This is a genomic window from Paenibacillus sp. Root52 (assembly GCF_001426865.1).
Lineage (GTDB): Bacteria > Bacillota > Bacilli > Paenibacillales > Paenibacillaceae > Paenibacillus.
Genome location: NZ_LMFO01000007.1, coordinates 25052 through 45008 on the forward strand (window position 1 = coordinate 25052; position 19957 = coordinate 45008).

Annotated in this window: 30 protein-coding genes and 1 pseudogene; 4 read left to right on the forward strand and 27 right to left on the reverse strand. The window is 38.0% G+C overall.

The genetic code is table 11. The features are described 5' to 3' along the window. Positions 1-133 precede the first annotated feature (133 nt). The 3 genes from ASD24_RS09330 to ASD24_RS09340 all read left to right on the forward strand — a co-directional run bounded on the left by ASD24_RS09330 (position 134) and on the right by ASD24_RS09340 (position 2556). Positions 134-742 (forward strand): hypothetical protein, encoded by a 609-nt coding sequence (locus ASD24_RS09330; RefSeq protein ID WP_056694790.1) that lies wholly within the window; start codon positions 134-136, stop codon positions 740-742. Between the two features lie 445 nt (positions 743-1187). Beyond that, positions 1188-1922, forward strand: coding sequence for a restriction endonuclease (locus ASD24_RS09335; protein WP_235540488.1), 735 nt, complete (start codon positions 1188-1190; stop codon positions 1920-1922). 232 nt (positions 1923-2154) lie between these two features. Then, the gene (locus tag ASD24_RS09340; protein WP_056694792.1) at positions 2155-2556 is read left to right on the forward strand and encodes a hypothetical protein; all 402 of its coding nucleotides are present in this window, start codon (positions 2155-2157) and stop codon (positions 2554-2556) included. Between the two features lie 418 nt (positions 2557-2974). Here ASD24_RS09340 and ASD24_RS31500 read toward each other — a convergent pair. The 24 genes and pseudogenes from ASD24_RS31500 to ASD24_RS09460 all read right to left on the reverse strand — a co-directional run. Then, a pseudogene (locus ASD24_RS31500) lies at positions 2975-3115 on the reverse strand (tyrosine recombinase XerS); the annotation flags it as partial. 416 nt (positions 3116-3531) lie between these two features. Further along, complete coding sequence (locus ASD24_RS09345) at positions 3532-3735, reverse strand: hypothetical protein (protein ID WP_056694793.1); 204 nt, start codon at positions 3733-3735, stop codon at positions 3532-3534. Further along, positions 3725-3880, reverse strand: a complete 156-nt coding sequence (locus ASD24_RS30975; protein ID WP_156395396.1) for a hypothetical protein — start codon at positions 3878-3880, stop codon at positions 3725-3727. Before ASD24_RS30975 ends, ASD24_RS09345 begins: the two co-directional genes overlap by 11 nt. Positions 3881-3989: 109 nt before the next feature. Then, on the reverse strand, positions 3990-4442 hold the full coding sequence (locus ASD24_RS09355; protein ID WP_056694797.1) for a hypothetical protein: 453 nt from the start codon (positions 4440-4442) through the stop codon (positions 3990-3992). A 5-nt stretch (positions 4443-4447) separates the two neighbouring features. Further along, positions 4448-4699 carry a hypothetical protein gene (locus ASD24_RS09360; RefSeq protein ID WP_056694799.1) on the reverse strand — a complete coding sequence of 84 codons (252 nt, stop codon included), beginning with the start codon at positions 4697-4699 and terminating at the stop codon, positions 4448-4450. A gap of 10 nt (positions 4700-4709) precedes the next feature. Further along, complete coding sequence (locus ASD24_RS09365; RefSeq protein ID WP_056694800.1) at positions 4710-5075, reverse strand: hypothetical protein; 366 nt, start codon at positions 5073-5075, stop codon at positions 4710-4712. Further along, entirely contained in the window at positions 5065-5322 is a 258-nt protein-coding gene (locus ASD24_RS09370; protein ID WP_056694803.1) for a hypothetical protein, read from the reverse strand. Before ASD24_RS09370 ends, ASD24_RS09365 begins: the two co-directional genes overlap by 11 nt. A gap of 1 nt (position 5323) precedes the next feature. Continuing rightward, positions 5324-6214 (reverse strand): hypothetical protein, encoded by an 891-nt coding sequence (locus ASD24_RS09375; RefSeq protein ID WP_056694805.1) that lies wholly within the window; start codon positions 6212-6214, stop codon positions 5324-5326. 134 nt (positions 6215-6348) lie between these two features. Beyond that, on the reverse strand, positions 6349-6615 hold the full coding sequence (locus ASD24_RS09380; protein WP_056694807.1) for a helix-turn-helix transcriptional regulator: 267 nt from the start codon (positions 6613-6615) through the stop codon (positions 6349-6351). A 30-nt stretch (positions 6616-6645) separates the two neighbouring features. Further along, the gene (locus ASD24_RS09385) at positions 6646-6978 is read right to left on the reverse strand and encodes a YgiT-type zinc finger protein (RefSeq protein WP_056694809.1); all 333 of its coding nucleotides are present in this window, start codon (positions 6976-6978) and stop codon (positions 6646-6648) included. Positions 6979-6994: 16 nt separating this feature from the next. Then, complete coding sequence (locus ASD24_RS30580) at positions 6995-7261, reverse strand: hypothetical protein (RefSeq protein WP_056694810.1); 267 nt, start codon at positions 7259-7261, stop codon at positions 6995-6997. Positions 7262-7467: 206 nt separating this feature from the next. Next, positions 7468-7863 carry a hypothetical protein gene (locus ASD24_RS09395; protein ID WP_056694811.1) on the reverse strand — a complete coding sequence of 132 codons (396 nt, stop codon included), beginning with the start codon at positions 7861-7863 and terminating at the stop codon, positions 7468-7470. Positions 7864-7977: 114 nt separating this feature from the next. Further along, entirely contained in the window at positions 7978-8865 is an 888-nt protein-coding gene (locus ASD24_RS30715; RefSeq protein WP_200956143.1) for a hypothetical protein, read from the reverse strand. 62 nt (positions 8866-8927) lie between these two features. Beyond that, positions 8928-9338 carry a hypothetical protein gene (locus ASD24_RS09405; RefSeq protein WP_056694813.1) on the reverse strand — a complete coding sequence of 137 codons (411 nt, stop codon included), beginning with the start codon at positions 9336-9338 and terminating at the stop codon, positions 8928-8930. Between the two features lie 644 nt (positions 9339-9982). Next, complete coding sequence (locus ASD24_RS09410) at positions 9983-10234, reverse strand: hypothetical protein (RefSeq protein ID WP_056694816.1); 252 nt, start codon at positions 10232-10234, stop codon at positions 9983-9985. Positions 10235-10881: 647 nt separating this feature from the next. Then, positions 10882-11250 carry a hypothetical protein gene (locus ASD24_RS09420; protein ID WP_056694820.1) on the reverse strand — a complete coding sequence of 123 codons (369 nt, stop codon included), beginning with the start codon at positions 11248-11250 and terminating at the stop codon, positions 10882-10884. Continuing rightward, positions 11251-11520: a hypothetical protein gene (locus ASD24_RS09425; RefSeq protein ID WP_056694822.1), complete on the reverse strand. Its 270-nt coding sequence runs from the start codon at positions 11518-11520 to the stop codon at positions 11251-11253. It lies immediately after the preceding gene. 25 nt (positions 11521-11545) lie between these two features. Beyond that, entirely contained in the window at positions 11546-11731 is a 186-nt protein-coding gene (locus ASD24_RS09430) for a hypothetical protein (protein ID WP_056694824.1), read from the reverse strand. Further along, entirely contained in the window at positions 11728-12165 is a 438-nt protein-coding gene (locus ASD24_RS09435; protein ID WP_056694825.1) for a hypothetical protein, read from the reverse strand. The genes ASD24_RS09430 and ASD24_RS09435 overlap by 4 nt, the downstream gene beginning before the upstream one ends. A gap of 98 nt (positions 12166-12263) precedes the next feature. Then, positions 12264-13055 carry a GNAT family N-acetyltransferase gene (locus ASD24_RS09440; RefSeq protein WP_156395397.1) on the reverse strand — a complete coding sequence of 264 codons (792 nt, stop codon included), beginning with the start codon at positions 13053-13055 and terminating at the stop codon, positions 12264-12266. 334 nt (positions 13056-13389) lie between these two features. Next, on the reverse strand, positions 13390-13821 hold the full coding sequence (locus tag ASD24_RS09445) for a hypothetical protein (protein WP_056694828.1): 432 nt from the start codon (positions 13819-13821) through the stop codon (positions 13390-13392). Positions 13822-13910: 89 nt separating this feature from the next. Continuing rightward, positions 13911-14210: a hypothetical protein gene (locus ASD24_RS09450; RefSeq protein WP_056694831.1), complete on the reverse strand. Its 300-nt coding sequence runs from the start codon at positions 14208-14210 to the stop codon at positions 13911-13913. Positions 14211-14613: 403 nt separating this feature from the next. After that, positions 14614-15537, reverse strand: coding sequence for a hypothetical protein (locus ASD24_RS09455; protein ID WP_056694833.1), 924 nt, complete (start codon positions 15535-15537; stop codon positions 14614-14616). A 275-nt stretch (positions 15538-15812) separates the two neighbouring features. Continuing rightward, positions 15813-16829 (reverse strand): hypothetical protein, encoded by a 1017-nt coding sequence (locus ASD24_RS09460; protein WP_056694835.1) that lies wholly within the window; start codon positions 16827-16829, stop codon positions 15813-15815. Between the two features lie 319 nt (positions 16830-17148). On the opposite strand from ASD24_RS09460, the gene ASD24_RS09465 reads away from it, so the two are divergent. Further along, positions 17149-17940, forward strand: coding sequence for a hypothetical protein (locus ASD24_RS09465; RefSeq protein ID WP_056694837.1), 792 nt, complete (start codon positions 17149-17151; stop codon positions 17938-17940). A gap of 218 nt (positions 17941-18158) precedes the next feature. Here ASD24_RS09465 and ASD24_RS09470 read toward each other — a convergent pair whose 3' ends face one another. The 3 genes from ASD24_RS09470 to ASD24_RS09480 form a co-directional block, all read right to left on the reverse strand. Next, complete coding sequence (locus ASD24_RS09470) at positions 18159-18806, reverse strand: hypothetical protein (RefSeq protein WP_056694839.1); 648 nt, start codon at positions 18804-18806, stop codon at positions 18159-18161. A 22-nt stretch (positions 18807-18828) separates the two neighbouring features. Then, the gene (locus ASD24_RS09475; protein ID WP_056694841.1) at positions 18829-19323 is read right to left on the reverse strand and encodes a DUF5348 domain-containing protein; all 495 of its coding nucleotides are present in this window, start codon (positions 19321-19323) and stop codon (positions 18829-18831) included. Positions 19324-19527: 204 nt separating this feature from the next. Continuing rightward, positions 19528-19935, reverse strand: a complete 408-nt coding sequence (locus ASD24_RS09480; protein ID WP_056694843.1) for a hypothetical protein — start codon at positions 19933-19935, stop codon at positions 19528-19530. Positions 19936-19957: the final 22 nt, after the last annotated feature.

Below are 19957 nucleotides of genomic sequence, written 5' to 3' on the forward strand. Positions count from 1 at the left end.
ATATTTTAAAAGGTATATATATAGGCTGTTATGAGTATTACTAATATTGTATCAAGCAAGCATAGAGCATTCAGCACTCGTATATTAAGCTGCTTAATACATCAGCACAATACACTATAAAGGGGAAATAAAAATGAGAGGGAAGATAATTACTTTGATTGGGGTGAAAGGATCGGGTAGGAGAACGTTACTGGCATCTTTGACACACCCTGATCGTGGTATTCGTAGTTTATTGAGGATTACATCATACACAACGCGCCGGATGCGATCGGGAGAATCAGAAGGCCAACCGTTTAAATTCGTTTCGTCTGAAAGCTTTAGGAATGGCATCAAAACAGGTCGGTTGTTTGCCGAGGGGGCTCTGAAGGAGGGAGAAGTTGCTGCGGATATCCACTCATACGAGGTAGCACTATCTCATGGGCGGTTTCCGATTATAGACCTGGATCTGGCGGGAGCAAAAAAATTTAAAGAACAGTTTCCTGACCGAGTGATCGTCATTTACATTAAAGTTACTGATTCCAAGAGTATCTGGAGACGAATGCATGCAAGAGAAGAAGTTGTGGAAAATCAATATGTGGATTTGGATCTTCAAGAACAAGCTATGGAAGCATATGCAGACTTAACGGTATACAATCCAGATGGTCAGTTAGGTCTAGAAATGGCTATGGCTGAATTAAGAAGTTATCTATTGGAGATCGTCAATGAACGTTGGGAAGCAGGTTTTATTACTGAGAAGGGTTAATTATAGGAATTTTTAGGCATGCCTGTTACATGGGTATGCCTTTTTATTGGAAATTTTAAGTGCTCATGCTAGCGGCTCTAAGATGGCAAGAAACGCCACCTAAAAGCCGCTATGCACCGCTGCCAGGTTACTTCACCCGATAACGAGAGCGCCTAAGAACGGGACAGAGCGAAACCGGAAGAGATAAAGTAGAAGAGAGGAACCTCAATCCAAACTTGTAATAGAATGATGTAAAGTCTCCAACCAACAAACACCTTACAAAACAAGTTTTTTGTTTTTGGTAGGGTACTTCTTGTCAATTTAAAGTGACATAAAGTTCCTTACCAGGCTGGAATTTGACACAAATTTCCCCGCGGGCTGGAGACCCCTAATAGCTCACAATATTGCCGGGTTATCGGGTTTAGAACCTTGGCTAAAGCTTGTTGAATGAATTCATAATCTTGATTTGCATAATACTAGTATCACAAATTTTATCTATAACCTTGAAATATATGGTATTATTGTACTGGTAAATAGAAGGGATGTGGGTCTAATAGACTATGTTATTTTTCTGCTGATTATTGCTTCAGTTATTGTGTTGTCTATATTAATTCTCATTTTTTCGAGAAAACAAAAGACTATCGTTGTATTTGATAAGGAGAACTACGAACTAAGAGATATTACACTAGCTGATATTGATAGGATGGAAGACGGATCCAGATTTGAAATGTACTTATATAGATTATTAATCGAACTAGGCTATTCCGGTGTTTATAAGACTATAGGTAGTCGTGACTTTGGAGCTGACGTAGTATTTACTGATTCGGATGGAGTTAGAAATGTTATCCAAGCCAAAAGATACTCGGTAGAAAATCCAGTGGGGATTAGCGCTGTTCAAGAAGTCTTCTCTTGTATGAGATACTATAAGGCTAAAAAAGCAGTTGTCATAGCAACAACCAGATTCACAGATTCATGCGAAACGTTAGCCGGTATCAATTACGTGAAATTAATTGATCGTACGGAATTATCTAGCATTATAGAGGCCTTCAGAGCGGGTGATACCTTTACAGCTCGTAAAATAATCGAAGCGGAACCCAGAAAGATACTTGAATCCTGGTCAGAGACAAATCAAAATACGTTGCATGAAGTTCGTAAGGATTATAAGGCAGAGAAGTATGTAAAAAAAGTGATGAGTAAATGAAAATATTTAAGGGAGGAAGGGATATTAGGGAATTTCATAGCTTTCTATTTTGAAAACAAGAGTACATAACATAAATAGGTATTAGTAGATGATGGAGATGGAGATGGATGGATCGGAGTGGCAAAGCACTTCAAAAGGTAATAAGTATGGATAAAGTATATGATAAGGTTTGGTAGAATTAAAATTAGTTAATTTCGAATTGGGATTCTTGCGGCTGCGGGGAGTGATTAGATTGGATAACAGTAAGACAACAACTCAAATTAAAATTGATACACATATCTCAGAAGAAACACTTCAAATCTACAAAGAAAGGTATACTTTGACATTACCTTGGAAGTACGTAGGTAAGATGATTCATTTGATAGAAATGGGCGATCAAGACATTGGACTGATTGATATTTCAGAAGGCATGTATGGTGATAAAAGTATCCACATAGACAACTTTGAAGTTTTTGATAAAAGCAAAGGTCATGGAACCGCAAGCATACAAGCTGTAATCGAAGAACTTAAAGGTAACTCTTTGTATTTATATGCCACTAATACAGAAAACAAGCGATTCTGGGAGAGAAACGGATTCTTACCTATGGATGATGGGACAGGGACAATAATTCACTGCTTCACACCAAGCGAGTAAAAGTGTACGGATGCGGCCCAATGTCTCGCAATTAGATGTTGGGTTATTTTATTTGATAAAATTAATTTAACACTATGGAAATGAATGCGCACAATATTAATTTTAATAGCCATTATGTAAACTCAATGGTAATTCTAAGAAACATCTTCATAAAAGCCGTATTTTGTACACATGTTGATCAAGGATAGTCAAAGTCAAATTTACAACAATTTGATACTCTCTCATTGTACATTGACACAAAGTTCCCTACCAAATTGACACAAAGTACCCTACTTTCATGCATTTATGTCCTTTGTCTTTAATTAACGGAGCAAATTTGGCACCTGGTAGGCAACTTTATGATGTCATTCTCCAGTCTGGTAGGCAACTTTATGTCATTCTCCAGCCTAGTAGGCAACTTTATGTCACTCCCTCCGGATTATTTATCCATGTTATTTACAGCGCTTCTCATTTGATCATCTGTTAAGTGAGTATAAATCATTGTAGTTTGTATTGAAGAATGTCCTAGTTGATTCTTTAATTTTGGGACATCATTATTCTCAATATGATAACGTGTGGCTAACATAGCTATCGAGATTTTGTTCAGAAAAATAGTTGATTAAGCCCATTGTATAGGAATTTCAGCATACCTTCATTCCCTTACGTTGAATTCCCAGGCTGGGGAGAATTATCTGTAACTTTTGTTTTCGTATACGATTGAACAAAAAAAGATTTAATCTTTTAAACCTTCTCTCCAGGGCAGTAGGGAACTTTGTGTCAAATTCCAGCCTGGTAGGGAACTTTATGTCACTAAAAATTGACACAAAATTCCCTACCAAAAAATAAAAAAACCTTATTATATAAGGGATTTCATGGTTGGTAACTTTATGTCATTCTACATAATTTATTGTATACGATTATATTTTTATCAACAGGTCTGTAAGCAATAAAATAACCCAACATCTCATTGTGAGACGTTGGGTCGTATACATTTAGTTAATTATAAAGATTCTTTTCGCAAGTCTCAATAAAGGCGTTTGTTTCGGACTCTAGCTTTGTTCCTTTTGCAATTAACTTTAAAGCCTGTATTAAAGCCGCCTTGGATTCACCTTCTCGTAAATGTGACTTGGATGGATCAGATAAATCGCCTTCCAAGTTCACATGCAGATCAATAAGTGCCATCAATTTACTATTTCTCATGCGTACTCACTTCCTCGACAAAGAAAACTCTCTTAACACGCTTGAATGGAAAGCCCAACACACTGCTACTGCCGTATACAGTCATTCGGACTAGCCACTTTTCTCCACTACGTTTCCCATCAGGATCAGACGTAGTGTTCCACACGTATTCGATTCCCTCTTCATCAATGAAATCGAATCTCCATGCTGATACATTACCTATATCAGATGGTTCTCTATCTCTAAGGATAGTGACTGTCTTTTCTATCCTCTGATTAGTCACGCAAGATATCTTCCAAGTGCTTCGCAAATTGAAGTTCGTGCTCATTCATCTCGCCACGCGAACGTCTTTCATCAACCATCTCTAGAATCTTTTCAAAACCTATGAATGGGTAATGATCAAGATGTTTAGGTGGGGCTTTTGGACGAAAAACGTTTATCTCAAAGGTAGAATCAAACTTATCATCATAACGCTTTTTGAAATATTGATTATGGGTCAAAAGATCATTATTCACTCCAAAGCTGTTGGTACTTCCTGTACGTGCAAGCACCCAAATTTCCTTAGAGTGTTTGTCGTAGAATACATCCCTAAAACGTACAACGTCTTTGCGAGTTAATTCTAATATCTCAAGTAACTCGTCCGCTTGTGGGTTAATACTGCCAACCATCATAAGGTATTTATTATCATCCATATCAACTGTGTTAATGATGTGAATGTGGTCATCCATAACGATCACCCCTCTAAATTAGTTTCACGGTAACCCCTATCCAACTCAATCCAATACTCTGCGGGCGGGCCAAGTATTGTAGCCAGCTTATCCGCAAACTCCTGAGTCACTTCTACTTCCCCCATTAAGAATGGAACAAGGTCATCATTACTCATTCCAGTTCTCATTGATAAATCATCAAGTACCATGCCATGCTGTACAAGTAGAGTTATGACTACATCCCCAATCAGCACTTGCTCCCCACTTACAACTTGCACGTACATCCCCCTAATCTACTACTTTCATATCATCCATAGGTAAATCCCCTATAGACGCCCCCATCAACCTAACTAAGCTTTTGTATGCTGGTTCGTACCTTTTTTCTAACTTTCCCATACTCTTGGTAGTGTACACGTCCTTAATAACCCACCGATCGTTTAATTTCTCGTCCGGTTCCAATTCTTCTACGTGTAAGATTATCTTCTCAATCTTACTTCCACCTTTATACTCAGATACCGGATCAAGATTATGGATAATAATCTTCGTGATGTGGATGTTATCATAGACACATTCGAGTTTCTTTGTGAACTCCCCAATAAGCCCTTCAATAAACTCAAGTACTTCATCGAATGATACAGTGTAATCACCTCTCATGCATTTCATCTCCCTTCAAGTGCATTTCACTTATCCTTTTCTGATTGTCCTCAGCTTGGTTAAAGAGTGTCTGGGCGGTGTGAAAAATCCGGTAATCCGCTGAAAGAAGGTGCTCCAAATCCCCAAGTCTCTGTTCCTTGTTCAATTGATCCTTAATGTCATCCAACACTTCCCGGAATTCATTGACAGTGTTGTTCATAATCAATTCAAGCCTAGTGACGTAGTCAATGTAGTCTTGTTTATCCATCTTACTTTTCTTCCCCTCCAGCTTTTCTTGGCTTTGGTTTTCCTGCATCAGCTACCTGTTTTCGTAGATCATTCAACTCAGCATACAGACGTCTGATTTCAGCATTGGCGTCACGACGATCAATTTCCGCCTGTTCAGTAAGTTCCCGTTGGATCTTGACCACTGCTTTCTCCGAAGCAATCTCTGCACGTTCCGAAGCTACCATTAACTGCTCCTGGTGAGCAATATCCTTACGCTTAAGTTCCTCTTCGTACTGCTGTTTGGCTTCCAGTGCAGATTTTTCTGCATTCAGCAAATCATTCTCTAGTTTCTTGGTTAACTCAGTTAACTCGGTAAACTCTTCTTCTATCTCATTTGCACGGTTAACCTTATCATTGTTGTCCGACAACATTTTAGATAGTCGATCCATCCGTTCTTTATTTTCAGCGAGGATTTGTTCATCCTTTTCTGCTGATTTCTGTAATGCTATAATAAGTTTATCCCTGTCTTCTAGCTCCTTCTCCTGCTTGGCAATGATTTCTGTTGACCCTTTAAGTGCCGAGTTCAGTGAGTTGATTTCATCTTGTTGGGCGGAAAGTTCGAGAGAAAGTTTTCCCAATTTCTCTTCATGTTCTTCTGTTATATGTAGTCTGTCAGATGCTTCATTTTGGATCAGAGATACAAAAGAATCGACAATATGTTTCGTATGGTATTCTAGCATACTTATTTGCTTCTGATAACCTGCACCTACACCTGTCTTAAGTTGGTTAAGTTCGTATACGGAAGCCATTTGCTCTAAAAAGTCACCCTCAAACTCGATTCCCGACTCTTTGAAAAGCGTTTCTACTTTCTCTTTAACATGATCAAATACTTTATATGCCTTCGGGCCTCTCTTACCATTTCCTTCGCTCATACGTTATCAGCTCCTTTTATTCGTATTATAGCACTATTGGTAAACTGAGTAAACCGGGTTAACCTCACTATTTACGGATACTAAAAGTTTACTTTAAACTCAAGTGCAAAATAAAAAGCCGCCAGGGCGGCAGCTTATACTTTACTAAGTCTTTCAAGTGTTTCACGATATTTGGTATCAAGCCTGATCCAGAAGTCAGCGGGCGGGCTAAACACGTTGGCTAACCTTTCAGCAAAATCCTGCGTTACTGCTTCTTCCCCCATGAAAAATGGTACCAAACATTCACATGAGATTCCTGTTTCTCTTGATAGAGCATCCATATCTATTCCCTTATCCACCATCAACTCGATGACGGTGTCCCCGATAGGGATAGCAATTGGAGCCAGGTATTCATTTTTCATCTTAAGTTTCCCCTCATACGTTAATCCCGATCACTGCCACTCGGAATTATCCATGTATTTCTCCATCTCTTTTTTGTGTATCTCAATTTTCAATAATAACTTGTCATACACATCTTTACTGCAGGATCGACTTTCTTCTTCAAGCTCTTGTATCTCATGGGATAGGATAGCGTACTGCAGTTTTCTATCAATCAACCGACTAGCTGTAGGTGTGAGGTAGGTATCCCCGCACGCTGTACATTTGAGCGCTGGTAGGTCAGTAATTTCTACCTTCTTGTCTTCTTTAATGGGCAGCTCCATTGTAGTGGTTGTTTCTACCAACTTACCTCTACAGATACCACATGAAAATGATGTTACATCCATAATTATCTCCCTTTCCTTAAAGCCAGGATTCGATGACGTTCGGATCATCGGTGGGGCTGCTTTTGATTCTAGCACCAAAAGACGCATTAATCCGGTTAACTAAATCTTCATAAGATTGCGATGTCAGTACGCAGTTAGTCGGACACGGTATAGATGCATCATAAAGGCGGGCAACATAGAGTCCAGGATAGTCTGCTGTATCCTTATTATACACTGATACGAGGGGTATCTTGATATCAGATAAGTCCAGGCATCGGAAATCAGGCAGTACCTTATCAGCCATTTATGTAACATCTCCTTTAATGATAATAAGTATAACCCGCACATTTACAGTTAGATGTGTGAGCACAACATAACAACAGCAAATGTTTAGTTCGCCTTCCTAATCTTACTGAGACAATGTTAGGACGAGCTCTATATAGAATTTGTGTATGTAGTTTTTTTTCCCTGTATTTATATGGACTCAGAAATCAAAATCGCATCCACAAATCAGTAAATTAAATACCCCGTCTCCCTGTACTTTACAGACACAACATTATCTTTTGTCTGCGGGGGTCCATTTAACTGAGAATTAGATATTGCCCTCTCGATCGCCATCGCACGTACTTTATCGTCATCCGGATCTTCTACTTTTAAATCAAATGTTCGGTACCCATCTTTGAACGTAACAGTACAGAGGTAATGATGTACTAATTTTTTTCCATGAGCGGCATCCTCTAGCGTAGGCAGTGCATTCAGCTCATCACGGACCAAATCAATTTCGGTTTGAATCACTGCCATTTCCTCTATCCCCATTACAGGACTAACTTTTAATGCTAAAATTGTCATTTCATTTATCAATGCGAGACGCTTTGTGTTTATTTTTTCTACTGCCTTGTAATTCATCTGTTACACCGCCTTTTGATCTTTTTATCTGGCTCCCACCATGACCTCGATAGCTCTAATATAGTGCCTCATTATCCGGATATTAATTCTTCAGGCATTTAATTCACTCTGAACTTAACCCCTGATCCGAACCAGATGACCCTCTTGAATATTGAAAGATTCACTACGAGATGAAATAGGACTACTTTGTTCAAACGACCACTCATACCGCCCTTTAATCCAGCCATCACCAAATTTAACTTCTATGTAGCTACCAGAGTGTATTGGTACACCTTCAACAAAATGCCGCAATGCATCGTTCGAACCGTGGTGTCCCATCCAAATTCGACCTTCTATCATTCCATCTTTTTTTGCTTCAGGTGTCATTGGATCTTTTTCGCCAACCCATTTGGTTACTTTCAATCTTAAAGCGGGTATTGGTTCTACCCAATCTGCATCACCAAAGTACATCCCAGTTTGGTTTCCAAATTCTTCGGTGGTAAACAAAATTCTAAGTTGGTTAAATGAAGGTACTTCCACCATTTCTTCACCTACATCTGGATAACGACGTAGGATTAAAGAAGACCATACTTCCGAAACAAAATCATCATTGGATTTCAATTCGTATCCAGGTAACTTGCTCAAGAAATCGTTTCTCTTTTTCCCAATACCTTCTTTATCTTTTTCCTCATTAGCTCTTGAGATATAAGGATAGAGCAAGTGCAAGCCAAAGTGATATAAATGTATATTTATCTTTTCTTCCATAAGTTCGTCCAGCAGAAATTTAAGCATATCTGCACGATTGGATTTCGTTTTCGGATTCACGTAAACATTATATTTCCGAGCCAAGTTTCTGAAAAATATTTGAGGGTACATATACACATCTTTGTCATGCCACTGACGAACTACTACAGGCCAAACTGCTCCTGCATATCCATCCATTCCTCTTTCCATAATTCTTTTGAAAAATTCTGCAAGATACTTCATTTGCTCAGTAAATTCTATATTAGTTTCGTTTGTCATGACATCCCCTCCAATTTCCCTTGTTCCACTACACACAATCTTTTTGTGTATAGTGCCAGATTCTAAATCAGTTCAACATAATATCGCTTTTCTTTTACATAAAATCCAAACTCAATATTGTGTGGAAGTAACTTAATACCACTCACACTCATTGCCATCAATGAACGCGCCCAATCTTCATACCAATTTGGTAGTCGATAAACTTGTGTTAAATCACCAATTTTCACTGTAACAATTGGAGACCTACCCATAATCCCAACTGATAATACTTGGTATATAGTTCCTTGATCTGTATTTGACGAGAGTTGAGGTATTTCTAAAACGGGATGGTTGGAAGCATTCTTATATACCTTTGCGCCATGCGCATTGATGATATACTCCATATCCGCATCTACACTGACAAGATCCAAGCCACCAAGTTTCGCTTTAACAGAAGATTGGTATAACTCTTTCCTTTTCTTTCGATTTGCCATGATAACGTATCCCCTTTAATGATTAACTTCATTGCCAAAAAAACTTCTCATAGTATTAATTTTACTTTATTTTTCAATCGACGTGTTAAACGTTCTCTGTATGAACAGATCCCGGATCGATTAAATTCCATTTTCCTTAAAGACCGCTTTTTCCTTAGGCCGTACTTTTTGGCCACAAGAACCAGCTCCATTTACTTTAAGTTCAGATCTATTCGTGAACTACCCGACGATCGTTATCAAGTGGAAGGTATGATGTTATGCAGGATTGGCTCAAGGCCCAGGTGCTTAAATAGGGCATTGCTCTCAATCTTATCAGAATAACCACACCAGGTTTCCCAGTTAATATAAAGATCTATTTAGTAAGGGATAACGTTACAATTCACAATGTTCTCCTGCTTATCATAAAGTCTATAAATAATATCTATGATATCTTTCTCTTCCAACGAGGAATGTTTGTCTATATCCTCTGCTATAAACTGAATGAAAGCGATTAACAACTCCATTGCTCCAAGTTCAATTGACGACCGTAACCAGCTAACCTTTTCCTTAATGTTATAAGTATGCGTTAATTTATAGGTGAATAGTGTATCTGAGTTTATACAATTTACGTTCTTGTGAACTCTGTCTACGTGAACGGGTAACTTTTAAATTCTTGCATTCGCATCAACATCAAGATATTTTCTACCGCTTCGTTGATGGCGGAAAATAATTCGAAGAACTTCTTCCTTATCTGACGACTTAATTATCTCATAATCCAGCTGGTATGCGGTACATATACCATCCATGTACCCTTTAGCCTGAGAAAATGATGATGAGTTCTCTCGTTGCCAGATCGCATTGTCAAGGTGAGCCCTTGCATACCTATAGACGGCAGCTTCAAGAGTTTCTTTTTTCATAAGGTCTGTACCCCCTTATATCTAATGTCCAACTACTCTCTGCTAGATCTCAATACTAGGAAACGAGTTGTTAGCATGTTAAACGTTCGCTGTCCGGATAGGTTCAACTTAATAGATTTCTCGAAGCTGGTTACGAACATAATAAAATCCATAATATAAGTATACGATCGTAAAAAACACGAGTACCACAAAAGGTGTTATTAGATCCGCTCCAAAATGTCGCGATATAACATACGCTATATGGCTACCGCCACACAAAGCCGATAAAAATATCATTATTCGATTACCAAATAAGACAACTATGATAAATGAACAAACTACTAATATCGTTTCAAAACTTAGCATGCTTGATAACCTCCTATTCCAAATAGTTTTATACAAACACTCGATTTAACCTGACCCAGCTTCTGGGATCGATGCAGCTTAAACATCAAATCTCATCACTTATGCATGAGCTGCCACTACTTATATTACTTCATGCTCGATATCCAATTCATTCGAATAACGACAAAAAGGTCTACTGTTGGTTTATTAGTACGTGCATCTATTACTGCTAACTCCTGTTTTAAAGCCGTAGAAATTGGAGACCAGACATAATCCGGTCTCCTGTGTGTTACATATTGTGGGGCTTAAGAGGCTACTTATAATCAATCATTTGTATACCACACATCATCAATCTTCACAGCGCGAGCAGATTCATGAAAGGCCTCACCTTCACACTCCGGACAGTTTCCCCAGCATATTAGAAGACTGTCCACCCACCTATTACCGCAGCTATCACATACCCAAGGTAAGACCTTTTGTACTTCTGTCACCTTAGTAACGCTCCTAGCAGCCAGAGTTTTAGTTTGTTTCGTTTTGTCACGATTTTTAAGGACATTGAATGTCAGATCGATACAGTGTTCTACTGCTTCGTTACGTTCGACCGAATCAGCACCCATTTCAGATATCCATAGCATAATTTGTCCCAACTTTTCAGCATGCTCTTTATCTATTTGTATTTTCTTTAATTCCATTTAATTTTTGTCTCCTAAGGGATACATCCCATACAGTTTTTCTCTAAACTCATCATTTTCAATCAAAAAGAATGTATCTATGACCTGATTATCAATATCCCATACTCTTAAAGTCCAATCATGCAGTACTTCTACTGCCATTCCGTCATATTTCGACAATGAAGATATTAAAAATGTAACATTATCATATTGAATACTTTCTTCTGCAACGCTGTAGTCTTCACAGTTTAGTACCTCAATTCCAAAAATCATGAGATCTGCGTCATTCATCAAATCTGCCCCTTACGTACTTAGGTTAAGGCGAAACCTTGACCTGTCTTCTATTATACTGTTCCGCACGCTCAGCATCTCTAGCAAGTTGTAACGCTTTTGTTCTTAAACGGCCAGATCTATCAAAGTCTCCCCGTGCTGCAGCTTGTAAGGATCTGGTCTCCCATAGTCCAGCACGTTCAAGAAGTTTCATTACACTCTTTTTTTTCATAATTGTTTCACTTCATTTACTGGAACTACCCCATAGGCAAGAGATTCGAATGTAAGGCTCTTTTTCTTATCCAGGTATCCTTTGTAATCCTCATTAAATAATTTGATAAATTGCTTTTTGGTAACCGGCGAATCCTCGTTACCATCGTAAATCATAAATTCATAAATAACGGCTTTATCAAAATAATCATTTGGCGTGACCTGCAGCATAATATCATTATGTTCAACCGTATACTCAACGTGAATTGGAATACTTAGATCAACTTCTAATTCGCCAGCTTGAGTTAATGCATCCTTTGTATTTGATCCCAGTAGTATGTAATTCAATACAACACTAAATAAATAATTTCCATCATGGAAAACAAAATATAAGTAATAGCTCTCCTTAGTATCAGTATTAAGCAATTTGGATTTTTCCTCATGAATCGTTTTCATTCTATCTACTCCTTTTTTAGTCTTATTAAAATCAATCAAAAGACTTTAGTTGAATCGAATGTTATATTCCTTTTGTTAGAAGAATATTGCATTTATGATTATCTCTGAAGGGAAGTGACCGATCGATACGTTCTTGATTTTAACTTGAAGCCTTTGTGAAGTAGGATTTCGTTCATGGTATTTTGCTCCGTAGTATCCGTTGCGATCTGAATCTCTTCGATACCCATACTTGAGCACAAACGTTGTAAATGAGAAATAAGCGTGCTGAAGACCTTTTCTCCTCGATAGTCTTCTCTTGTGTAAGCCAGCCATACTTTAACTGTCTTATGATCCACAAGAGTATATGAAACAAAACCTATATAGTTATTTTTCTTTCCTATCCCCCCTTTGAGTTCAGTATTTTTCAATAGCAATACTCTCTCCCCAAGAAAAAACCATCCCGGATCTCTGCCCGTTTTATCAAATTCGTAAGGCATGCGAGAAGAACAATCTTTAACGAGGCGCTTCAACATATCTCTATACTCATAAGAAGGATGATCATTTGTGTCCAGATGTAAAAATACATTTGTGAATCTAGTTATTGAGGGGTTCTGCAGCGAACAGATCTGAGGATGAATTAGTGGATCTTCGTGGGTCATTCCAATTAGATGGAGGACGTAATGGTTATATGTACTTATATAATCGTTTAAGATTCCAGGATTTTTGTTCACTTCTTCCAATGCTTCTCCACTGATCCTTCCTTTGGTATATAAAAGACCCTCGAATCCTGGAGAAGACATATTACGAAAGGTATTTAGGTCTTTTAATTTACCGACTTCAACACGTAGAGCGGGTTCAACTTCACCTTTTACAAACAGAGTAGTATACGATATTTTCACAAAATCACTCATCCTTTCTTCATAAATAATTGTGTAGCATCTCCAATAATTATACCCGTAAAACACTGTACATACAACGATTTAAAACTATTTTGTGTTCGGAATGGGTATGGATGAGCTAGGACATATCTTCTCTCTTCAAAAAGTAAAACACCCCACACAAATTGTAGGGTGTCCAGCATGTTGTTTTATGAATGGTCAGTATCCTCGTTTAACGATTACCCTCCCATTCCATGATTTCCAAATTTTTTGATTGTCATGTTGTTTCACCCTTTCTGGCATTTAATGATTTCAGCTCAACCTTCCATTCGTCGGATCTGAGATAATGTTGCATGCCAATCTTACTTTAGCAGTTCTTAAATTCTCTGAGCTTTTCCTGCAGCTTAGGAATAGCAGTCACAACTGCTCTTATCTCTTCCTTCAGTTCTTTAGGTATGTCTACATGGCCAAGTACCGTTAGCCCCCAAGATAACTGATGTGATGCATGTCCCATGTGGACTAATGACTGGTGAACATAATCATCGAGCATACCTTGTTCTTTAAACTTATCATAACCAGGCTGGTGAGCAGCATATGATCCGAATTCTGGAACGTCCTCCTCTGGATTAGTAATTTCATATCTACCGAAATCATTAATACCATACTGAGGACTGGCAATTTCAAACTCCCCAATACCCTTATTTCTTAATGTGTTTACGTATCCTTCAACATCTTGCTCCGCAACTTTATATGCGGATGCTTCACTATCATGTTTTGAAATCAACCATATATTACTCATCTGAGTCACTACTCCTTTATTAGATCGTTCTATAAAATTGGCTTCCTACATTGTGAGTTTTCTGTTGTGAAGCTAACATAAGAGCTCTCTCACCACTGATTACGCTCCCTAACGATGTTTAGCTCAGACTGGGTTAATATCACCGGTACCGGATCGTAGTTCTCTTGAATGCTTTGCACATCGGTACTCATGGGTGATTCAGATAAAGATGTGTAGAAGTCTTGTACATCTTGTTTAACCGGTTCCTTCAGATCCTGACGGATAACCAACAGTGCATTAGACAACACATTGGTATCCATGTCTTCATCATCCCAATCTCCGCAGTCGATGCCATCTGGCAGATAACGGCCATTTTTATTTTTAGCCTTAAAAGCAACAGCCTTAATCATTCGAAATCCTCCTGTTCATGTTTAATCTGTTATCCTCTGAAAACAAACGTAAATTCGTAAGGAAACCCACGTTCGGATCAGCCTATATGTACTACAAACAACTTTCATAAATTCTTTCCACTAACTGAGCTGCACTTCATTTACGACCTACGATATTTCTTCATGTTTTCTTCTGTTCTCTAGCCGAAGGCATCTCCATATACAAACCTGCAACTATTATTGAATTATACGTAAATAACACTGTGTGTACAATGTTTTTAAATGTGAATTTAATATTTTTACGGTATATGAAGTTAACTTAGAGTACTTGAGGAGGTTAAAGCGTATCTTCAGACAAAAAAATCACCAACTCTATGTACAGAGCTGGTGATTAGTAAGTCTTTAGGAGAAGCCGGTGATTTGGTCAAAAATATCGCGTTGGATCAAAGACGGATCGATTGTCTTCAGGTTTATTGTTTTCTTTGTCTTGGTCGGGATCTACATTATAATCATCCCCGTAAAAATCATCCGTGTCGATATTGAGGTCATCGGTTTCTATATGGATGTCTAACGGATCGTGAACAGAGAGTTCCAGATCGATCGTAAAGGGGTACGAGGCATCGAGTTTCACGCCATCCCCTCTAGCATAGTCACCATCCGACCCATATTGGTGCTCAATATCCACAGAGCCCTCCACTTGAACATTGATGCTTTGATGATCAATGGACTGTATCGTAATTTTATCAATGTTATTACCATCGACGACGTAGTGTGAGGCGAGCATATCGATGTCCTTCAATACATCATTAATGGCGGCAGTTGTAATGGCATCATACAATGATTCTTCAAGCGCTTCAGAAACCGTATTTTTAAGTTCATCAATAACTTCAAGAAACTTTTGAACAGCAAGTAAAGTATCCTCTACTAGCTTGTTGCCAGAAGCCCGTGAAATATTGAACGTTTTTTCAGTGTAATGTACATAATTGCTGAGGTCGTCTACTGCCTGCTGTGTTCTTTTGATAATCATGGAGAGGTCTAGCTTAAGCACGTCGGTCACGAACTCATCCGATAGCCCAGCTCGAATGGCATATTCCATTTTTTCTGTTCTTTTAGCCGTGGTACTGTCATTTTTCCTCGGCCGATCTTTCCACCATTCACACTCAATAACGTTCTCATTCGGGCCTAAACGGTCAATTACATGGTGTACGAGTTCTCGGATCCCTACTGAAAAAAATGTGTAACGCAAAGCATTATTCAGGGATATTGCATCAAGTGATCCTGTGAATGCACCGATCTCCATAGATCCCTTGAGATAGTTTTGAATAATGTGTCCTGGTAAATGTCCCATTGTAGTTCCCACCTTATCCTAATGTCGTAAGTTCATTCATACTCAAGCTCTTCCGTATCCATCTCTGTTTCTTCATAATGCTTTAGACGATCCTTGGGGCTTGTGTATAACCTACAGGATTGCAACCCTGCATACGGCGTCTATGTACGTCTCAACATCATTCATGTGACATAGATCTCAACTTAAGGCTCTAACGATCGAGATCTCACGTCTTATAGAATAAATGATTTAAAAAAAGCCCCTTGTATATTCGCTCACAAGTGGGCTCTGCTCTATTATAATAAGATATTGATAGATTTCACATTTTCTAATGGTTCCGGCGAACTAAAATCAACAAACTCGAAATGATAATGTTCATCCTTTAACTCAATTAATAATGTTTGTTTCTTAAGCATCACTCCGTGATTTGCGAGCCACCCCAAAACTTCCTTAGCACCTTCGTGAGAATCAACATTTCCGTTGGTATAGTAGTGTTCAAGAGAACCTGCCACAAGATCCGACAAACTTAAGATATCTATAAACTCAGGATCTGTACCCTTCTCAAAAGGTTCAGCACAGCCAATAGTAGGGTATTCACGCTTTTCTTCAAATGAGTTGAGAACATTACTAAACATATTTGTGGTTGCTGTAGCCATTCTTTCATTGGCCATTATGCTATCTTTATCGGTCATCCAACAAATGTTCTTGCCGCTTGGAATAAGCAAGTTTGTTAAATACCCCATTGTGGCAACGATTCTTTGTACTTTTTCGGCATTCTTAGGCGACCATTTGCCTAAAGTAGTTTGTTCTAACATGTTAGACAACTCTTTTAAAGTGTTTTTATTATTGTCCCCAAACACGGAGATGACTTCTTTACTGATGACTAAAGTAAAAACGAGTCCATTTAAACCCCAATTCATTACATGTAGGTACTCTTTAAGTGCTCTACGAATTGGACCATAACGTAAATCTTTGAATGATATCTCTTTATATGGTTTATTCAGACCATACTTTTCCCGGATCTTCAAGATCTCTTTTTTGTAAATCCCGTTGAGCAGTCCATAGTCAACAAATGTAAAGGTATAGGTAAGATACTTGCTGTTGGGAGCTTCTCCCCCATAGTCAGATGATATTATAACGGAGCTACTGTTCTCGAAATTTGGAAGAGCCAATTTCCTACTGTCTCGCCTTTGTTGAAATGCAATATTAAATATATCAAATAGTGGGGGATTACGATCCTCCAGATTTATTGGAAGCTTGTACTCTCTTAGTATTAGTGAATTAACTATACTCGCGAGATCATCTTTCTGCACTATCCATTCCCCCTATCGTATAAGAGTATCATATGTGAACTTGATTTAAAGCTCAAGGGGGTCAAAAATGCCTGATCACTTCCAGCCGGTGGTTGTAGCTGCACGCACCAGGTAGTTGACGATCGTTACGTCTAGTAGTTCATAGTCGATAGAAAGATCTAGAACTATATTGTTACGGCCTTCACTGCGTTAAGTATTTCGGTCGTCTCGTGGGTCCTTTGGCAAAACAAAAATGGCCAACAGGATAATAACTACTATTTATAATAAATTAGACCATATTACAAGAATAGACTAGAATGGTTTTAAAGGGGGATGTTACATGTTTTCAAGAGCAACAATTACTGATGTTTTGAATTTAGCAGCCGGTTGGAGTAACTCGCAGCTGGATACTTTCATGGTGAGATATGGACTAAATCACGCAGCCACTGGGTCAAACCGTCAACAAAAAGCTACTAATGCAGCATTGTACTTGATTGAGAATCCAAATTTGCCTGGAGTAATAGGCGATAACCTTCAATACGAGATCGTTGAACATATCATTAATCGATCAGTACAATCAACAATGATCTTTGATAGTTCAGAAAACGAGTTCATTGAATACCCTCAACTAAGAAGGCTGTTACTACGCGATGGATTCGTAATTGAAGATAATAAACTTATACGCACTTTTGATACAACGATTAATTATAGTGAAAATCAAAATCTCCTTGAGAGCCTTCTAGATAAACACGGGCTTGTTACTGCCAAAGGTCACTACGAGCAAGCCAGAGAAAACTTTAATAGAGGTCACTGGGCGGCCTGCAACGGTCAATTAAGAAGTTATGTGGAAGAGCTTTGCAATGTTATTGCCGAAAAAATCACTCATCAAACGTATACTAATAGTCATCAGGCTAAAATTGCTTTATCTCAAACGAACCCTCCTATCTTCTACAGAGAACTCAACGAATGGAAAGACGATGGTAAAGGTTACTTTGAGACTTTCTGGAGTAGACTTCATCCTGAAGGATCTCATCCAGGGCTATCAAATGAAGAAGATTCAATATTCAGATTGAATCTAGTACAAATATCTAGTCTAGAGATCTTAAGACGGTACGATATAAATTTCACGTAAAAATATAGGCCAGTTTTAGAAAGTACATAGAACTTCTAAAACTGGCCAGTTTCGTTTCTTAACTGGGAACATAGGTATGTAATTGCTTTTTTTAGAATTACTGATTAAACTCGTGTTAACTATTTTACAGAGACCTCTGATTGTACTGTCACACTGTAAATTGTCGTCTCCCTCTTTCCTCCAACATTAATATCATCTTGACGTTATACCAGTCAAGATCAGTCTGAAGCTTCAGCTAAATCTCGGAACATTATATAAGAAATTGCGTTATTCTTAATTAATACTTCCCCTCTCTCAGTTTCAATAACAAAATCATTATGTTTGGTAATGGTCTTCAGCTTCCCTTCTATTTTTACACCCGTTATTAAAGATATCTCTAAATCACGTATATTGCTCAAATATTGAATGAGAAATTTCTCAGGAAGCTCTTTGGATAAAATGAAGATCGAATAACAAAGAAGGAAACATAAGGCACACATAACCAGTATAGCCAAATAATAAATCGATGGTTTTTCAGAGAAGCTATGCACGATCATTGTGATAAAAAGATTAAGCGTTGAAATACAGAACCAAAACTGCCCTATCTGAACTAAGAACTTATTGGTTCTTTTTACTAAGTACATCGTAATAGGTATAGAAGATACAAAGAGAAGCATTCCTACAAACATGAAAAATTTATCCGGAACTAATTTTACAGTAGTGAATAGGTATGCTCCTACGATACATAAAGCTAGGATCAAGAAAATGTTACGACCCATGTATCGCATTCGCTTCACATTATTCTGAAGCTTTTCTAACTCACTGATATTTTGTTCAACTACTACTTCAAACGCTTTGATGATAGTTTTTAAGTCGGTATTGGCCATTTATCCTCCTGTAGGTTGAATACTATATATAATTTTCGTTCCGTGTGCTTAATGCCTCTGCAAAAACGTTACCTCCCTTTGTGTAATCTAAAATACGTACCAGAAGCCCCTCAAGAGGGATTTCTATCCGTCTAAGGAGCTGGTACTCTCCATCCCTGTATACAATATTGTCTGGAAGCCAGACTTCGCTGCAGTAGATCATATCTTGAAATAAATATTCTATTTTCTGTCCGTTCCTTAATTCTTTGCCATCCAAACTATAGAATCCCTTATCATCGCGTGAGAGACGACCTTCGGCGACTATAGGTGCAGAAAGATGATCTAATTCAAAGTGAGCAGCCATCATATATTCCGCAGCCATGCCCAGTTTTGATCGTATGTATAGACCATCTCGATCTAATCCATAAATACTTTCCCAATCCTCTTCTAGAGCGAAAAATCCATCATAGAATTGCTTTAGATCAGAGATAATGCTCGGAATACCATCCATTAGATACTTTAATCTGGGATCATTCATTGATAGGCTCCTTTGTTGCCGAAATTCTTGGGCATAATTGAGTGTATAAGCAAAACTAAATGGGACGACAATACATCATCAGCATCCTGATGAACTTCAGTATAACCATAAAGTGTTACTTTTTTACGAGATTTTTCAAATCTCTTCACTAATTAGATAAAGGAGCTGCTCAATGATCTCGTGTAATCTATTGTGTTGTAGATCTTAACTTATTTCAATAAAATCAACATTGATGCCTATATCAATTACTTGTTTGATCAAATCCTGGTCTACATTTTCATTTACTAGTTCCCATCCATAAAGTGTTGCTCCATAATATAAGTCACTCAGTTCAGTGTCTTCATCATTCATATCCCCTCGTAGTCTGATCATTCTGTCTTTAAAATTTTCTTGACCTAGGATGTTATACTCTGAATCATAAATATCGAAAACCTCATTATCTTCTTCTTTATCGAGCCAACAGTTAACAACGTTTATCCAATTATTTGATGAAGGTTCTGACTTTAACCATTCATAGACGTCCATATCGGATTCGCCTACCAGGTATGTTAAAATGCCCTCTTTGTTATCGTTCTCTGAAAAGTGCTTAAACATAATTTTATATAGATTCATTTGCTATCTCCTTAAAACATAA

Bases quoted from the DNA above. Each gene is read 5' to 3' on its own strand.
- ASD24_RS09435 (WP_056694825.1), bottom strand. From the start codon at position 12,165: ATGAAAACGATTCATGAGGAAAAATCCAAATTGCTTAATACTGATACT.
- ASD24_RS09370 (WP_056694803.1), bottom strand. From the start codon at position 5,322: ATGGATAAACAAGACTACATTGACTACGTCACTAGGCTTGAATTGATT.
- ASD24_RS09430 (WP_056694824.1), bottom strand. From the start codon at position 11,731: ATGAAAAAAAAGAGTGTAATGAAACTTCTTGAACGTGCTGGACTATGG.
- ASD24_RS09395 (WP_056694811.1), bottom strand. From the start codon at position 7,863: ATGAATTACAAGGCAGTAGAAAAAATAAACACAAAGCGTCTCGCATTG.
- ASD24_RS09330 (WP_056694790.1), top strand. From the start codon at position 134: ATGAGAGGGAAGATAATTACTTTGATTGGGGTGAAAGGATCGGGTAGG.
- ASD24_RS09375 (WP_056694805.1), bottom strand. From the start codon at position 6,214: ATGAGCGAAGGAAATGGTAAGAGAGGCCCGAAGGCATATAAAGTATTT.
- ASD24_RS30580 (WP_056694810.1), bottom strand. From the start codon at position 7,261: ATGGCTGATAAGGTACTGCCTGATTTCCGATGCCTGGACTTATCTGAT.
- ASD24_RS09440 (WP_156395397.1), bottom strand. From the start codon at position 13,055: ATGAGTGATTTTGTGAAAATATCGTATACTACTCTGTTTGTAAAAGGT.
- ASD24_RS09455 (WP_056694833.1), bottom strand. From the start codon at position 15,537: ATGGGACATTTACCAGGACACATTATTCAAAACTATCTCAAGGGATCT.
- ASD24_RS09425 (WP_056694822.1), bottom strand. From the start codon at position 11,520: ATGAATGACGCAGATCTCATGATTTTTGGAATTGAGGTACTAAACTGT.
- ASD24_RS09465 (WP_056694837.1), top strand. From the start codon at position 17,149: ATGTTTTCAAGAGCAACAATTACTGATGTTTTGAATTTAGCAGCCGGT.
- ASD24_RS09450 (WP_056694831.1), bottom strand. From the start codon at position 14,210: ATGATTAAGGCTGTTGCTTTTAAGGCTAAAAATAAAAATGGCCGTTAT.
- ASD24_RS09385 (WP_056694809.1), bottom strand. From the start codon at position 6,978: ATGGATGTAACATCATTTTCATGTGGTATCTGTAGAGGTAAGTTGGTA.
- ASD24_RS30715 (WP_200956143.1), bottom strand. From the start codon at position 8,865: ATGACAAACGAAACTAATATAGAATTTACTGAGCAAATGAAGTATCTT.
- ASD24_RS09410 (WP_056694816.1), bottom strand. From the start codon at position 10,234: ATGAAAAAAGAAACTCTTGAAGCTGCCGTCTATAGGTATGCAAGGGCT.
- ASD24_RS09345 (WP_056694793.1), bottom strand. From the start codon at position 3,735: ATGAGAAATAGTAAATTGATGGCACTTATTGATCTGCATGTGAACTTG.
- ASD24_RS09470 (WP_056694839.1), bottom strand. From the start codon at position 18,806: ATGGCCAATACCGACTTAAAAACTATCATCAAAGCGTTTGAAGTAGTA.
- ASD24_RS09380 (WP_056694807.1), bottom strand. From the start codon at position 6,615: ATGAAAAATGAATACCTGGCTCCAATTGCTATCCCTATCGGGGACACC.
- ASD24_RS09355 (WP_056694797.1), bottom strand. From the start codon at position 4,442: ATGGATGACCACATTCACATCATTAACACAGTTGATATGGATGATAAT.
- ASD24_RS09445 (WP_056694828.1), bottom strand. From the start codon at position 13,821: ATGAGTAATATATGGTTGATTTCAAAACATGATAGTGAAGCATCCGCA.
- ASD24_RS09405 (WP_056694813.1), bottom strand. From the start codon at position 9,338: ATGGCAAATCGAAAGAAAAGGAAAGAGTTATACCAATCTTCTGTTAAA.
- ASD24_RS09420 (WP_056694820.1), bottom strand. From the start codon at position 11,250: ATGGAATTAAAGAAAATACAAATAGATAAAGAGCATGCTGAAAAGTTG.
- ASD24_RS09480 (WP_056694843.1), bottom strand. From the start codon at position 19,935: ATGAATCTATATAAAATTATGTTTAAGCACTTTTCAGAGAACGATAAC.
- ASD24_RS09365 (WP_056694800.1), bottom strand. From the start codon at position 5,075: ATGAGAGGTGATTACACTGTATCATTCGATGAAGTACTTGAGTTTATT.
- ASD24_RS09475 (WP_056694841.1), bottom strand. From the start codon at position 19,323: ATGAATGATCCCAGATTAAAGTATCTAATGGATGGTATTCCGAGCATT.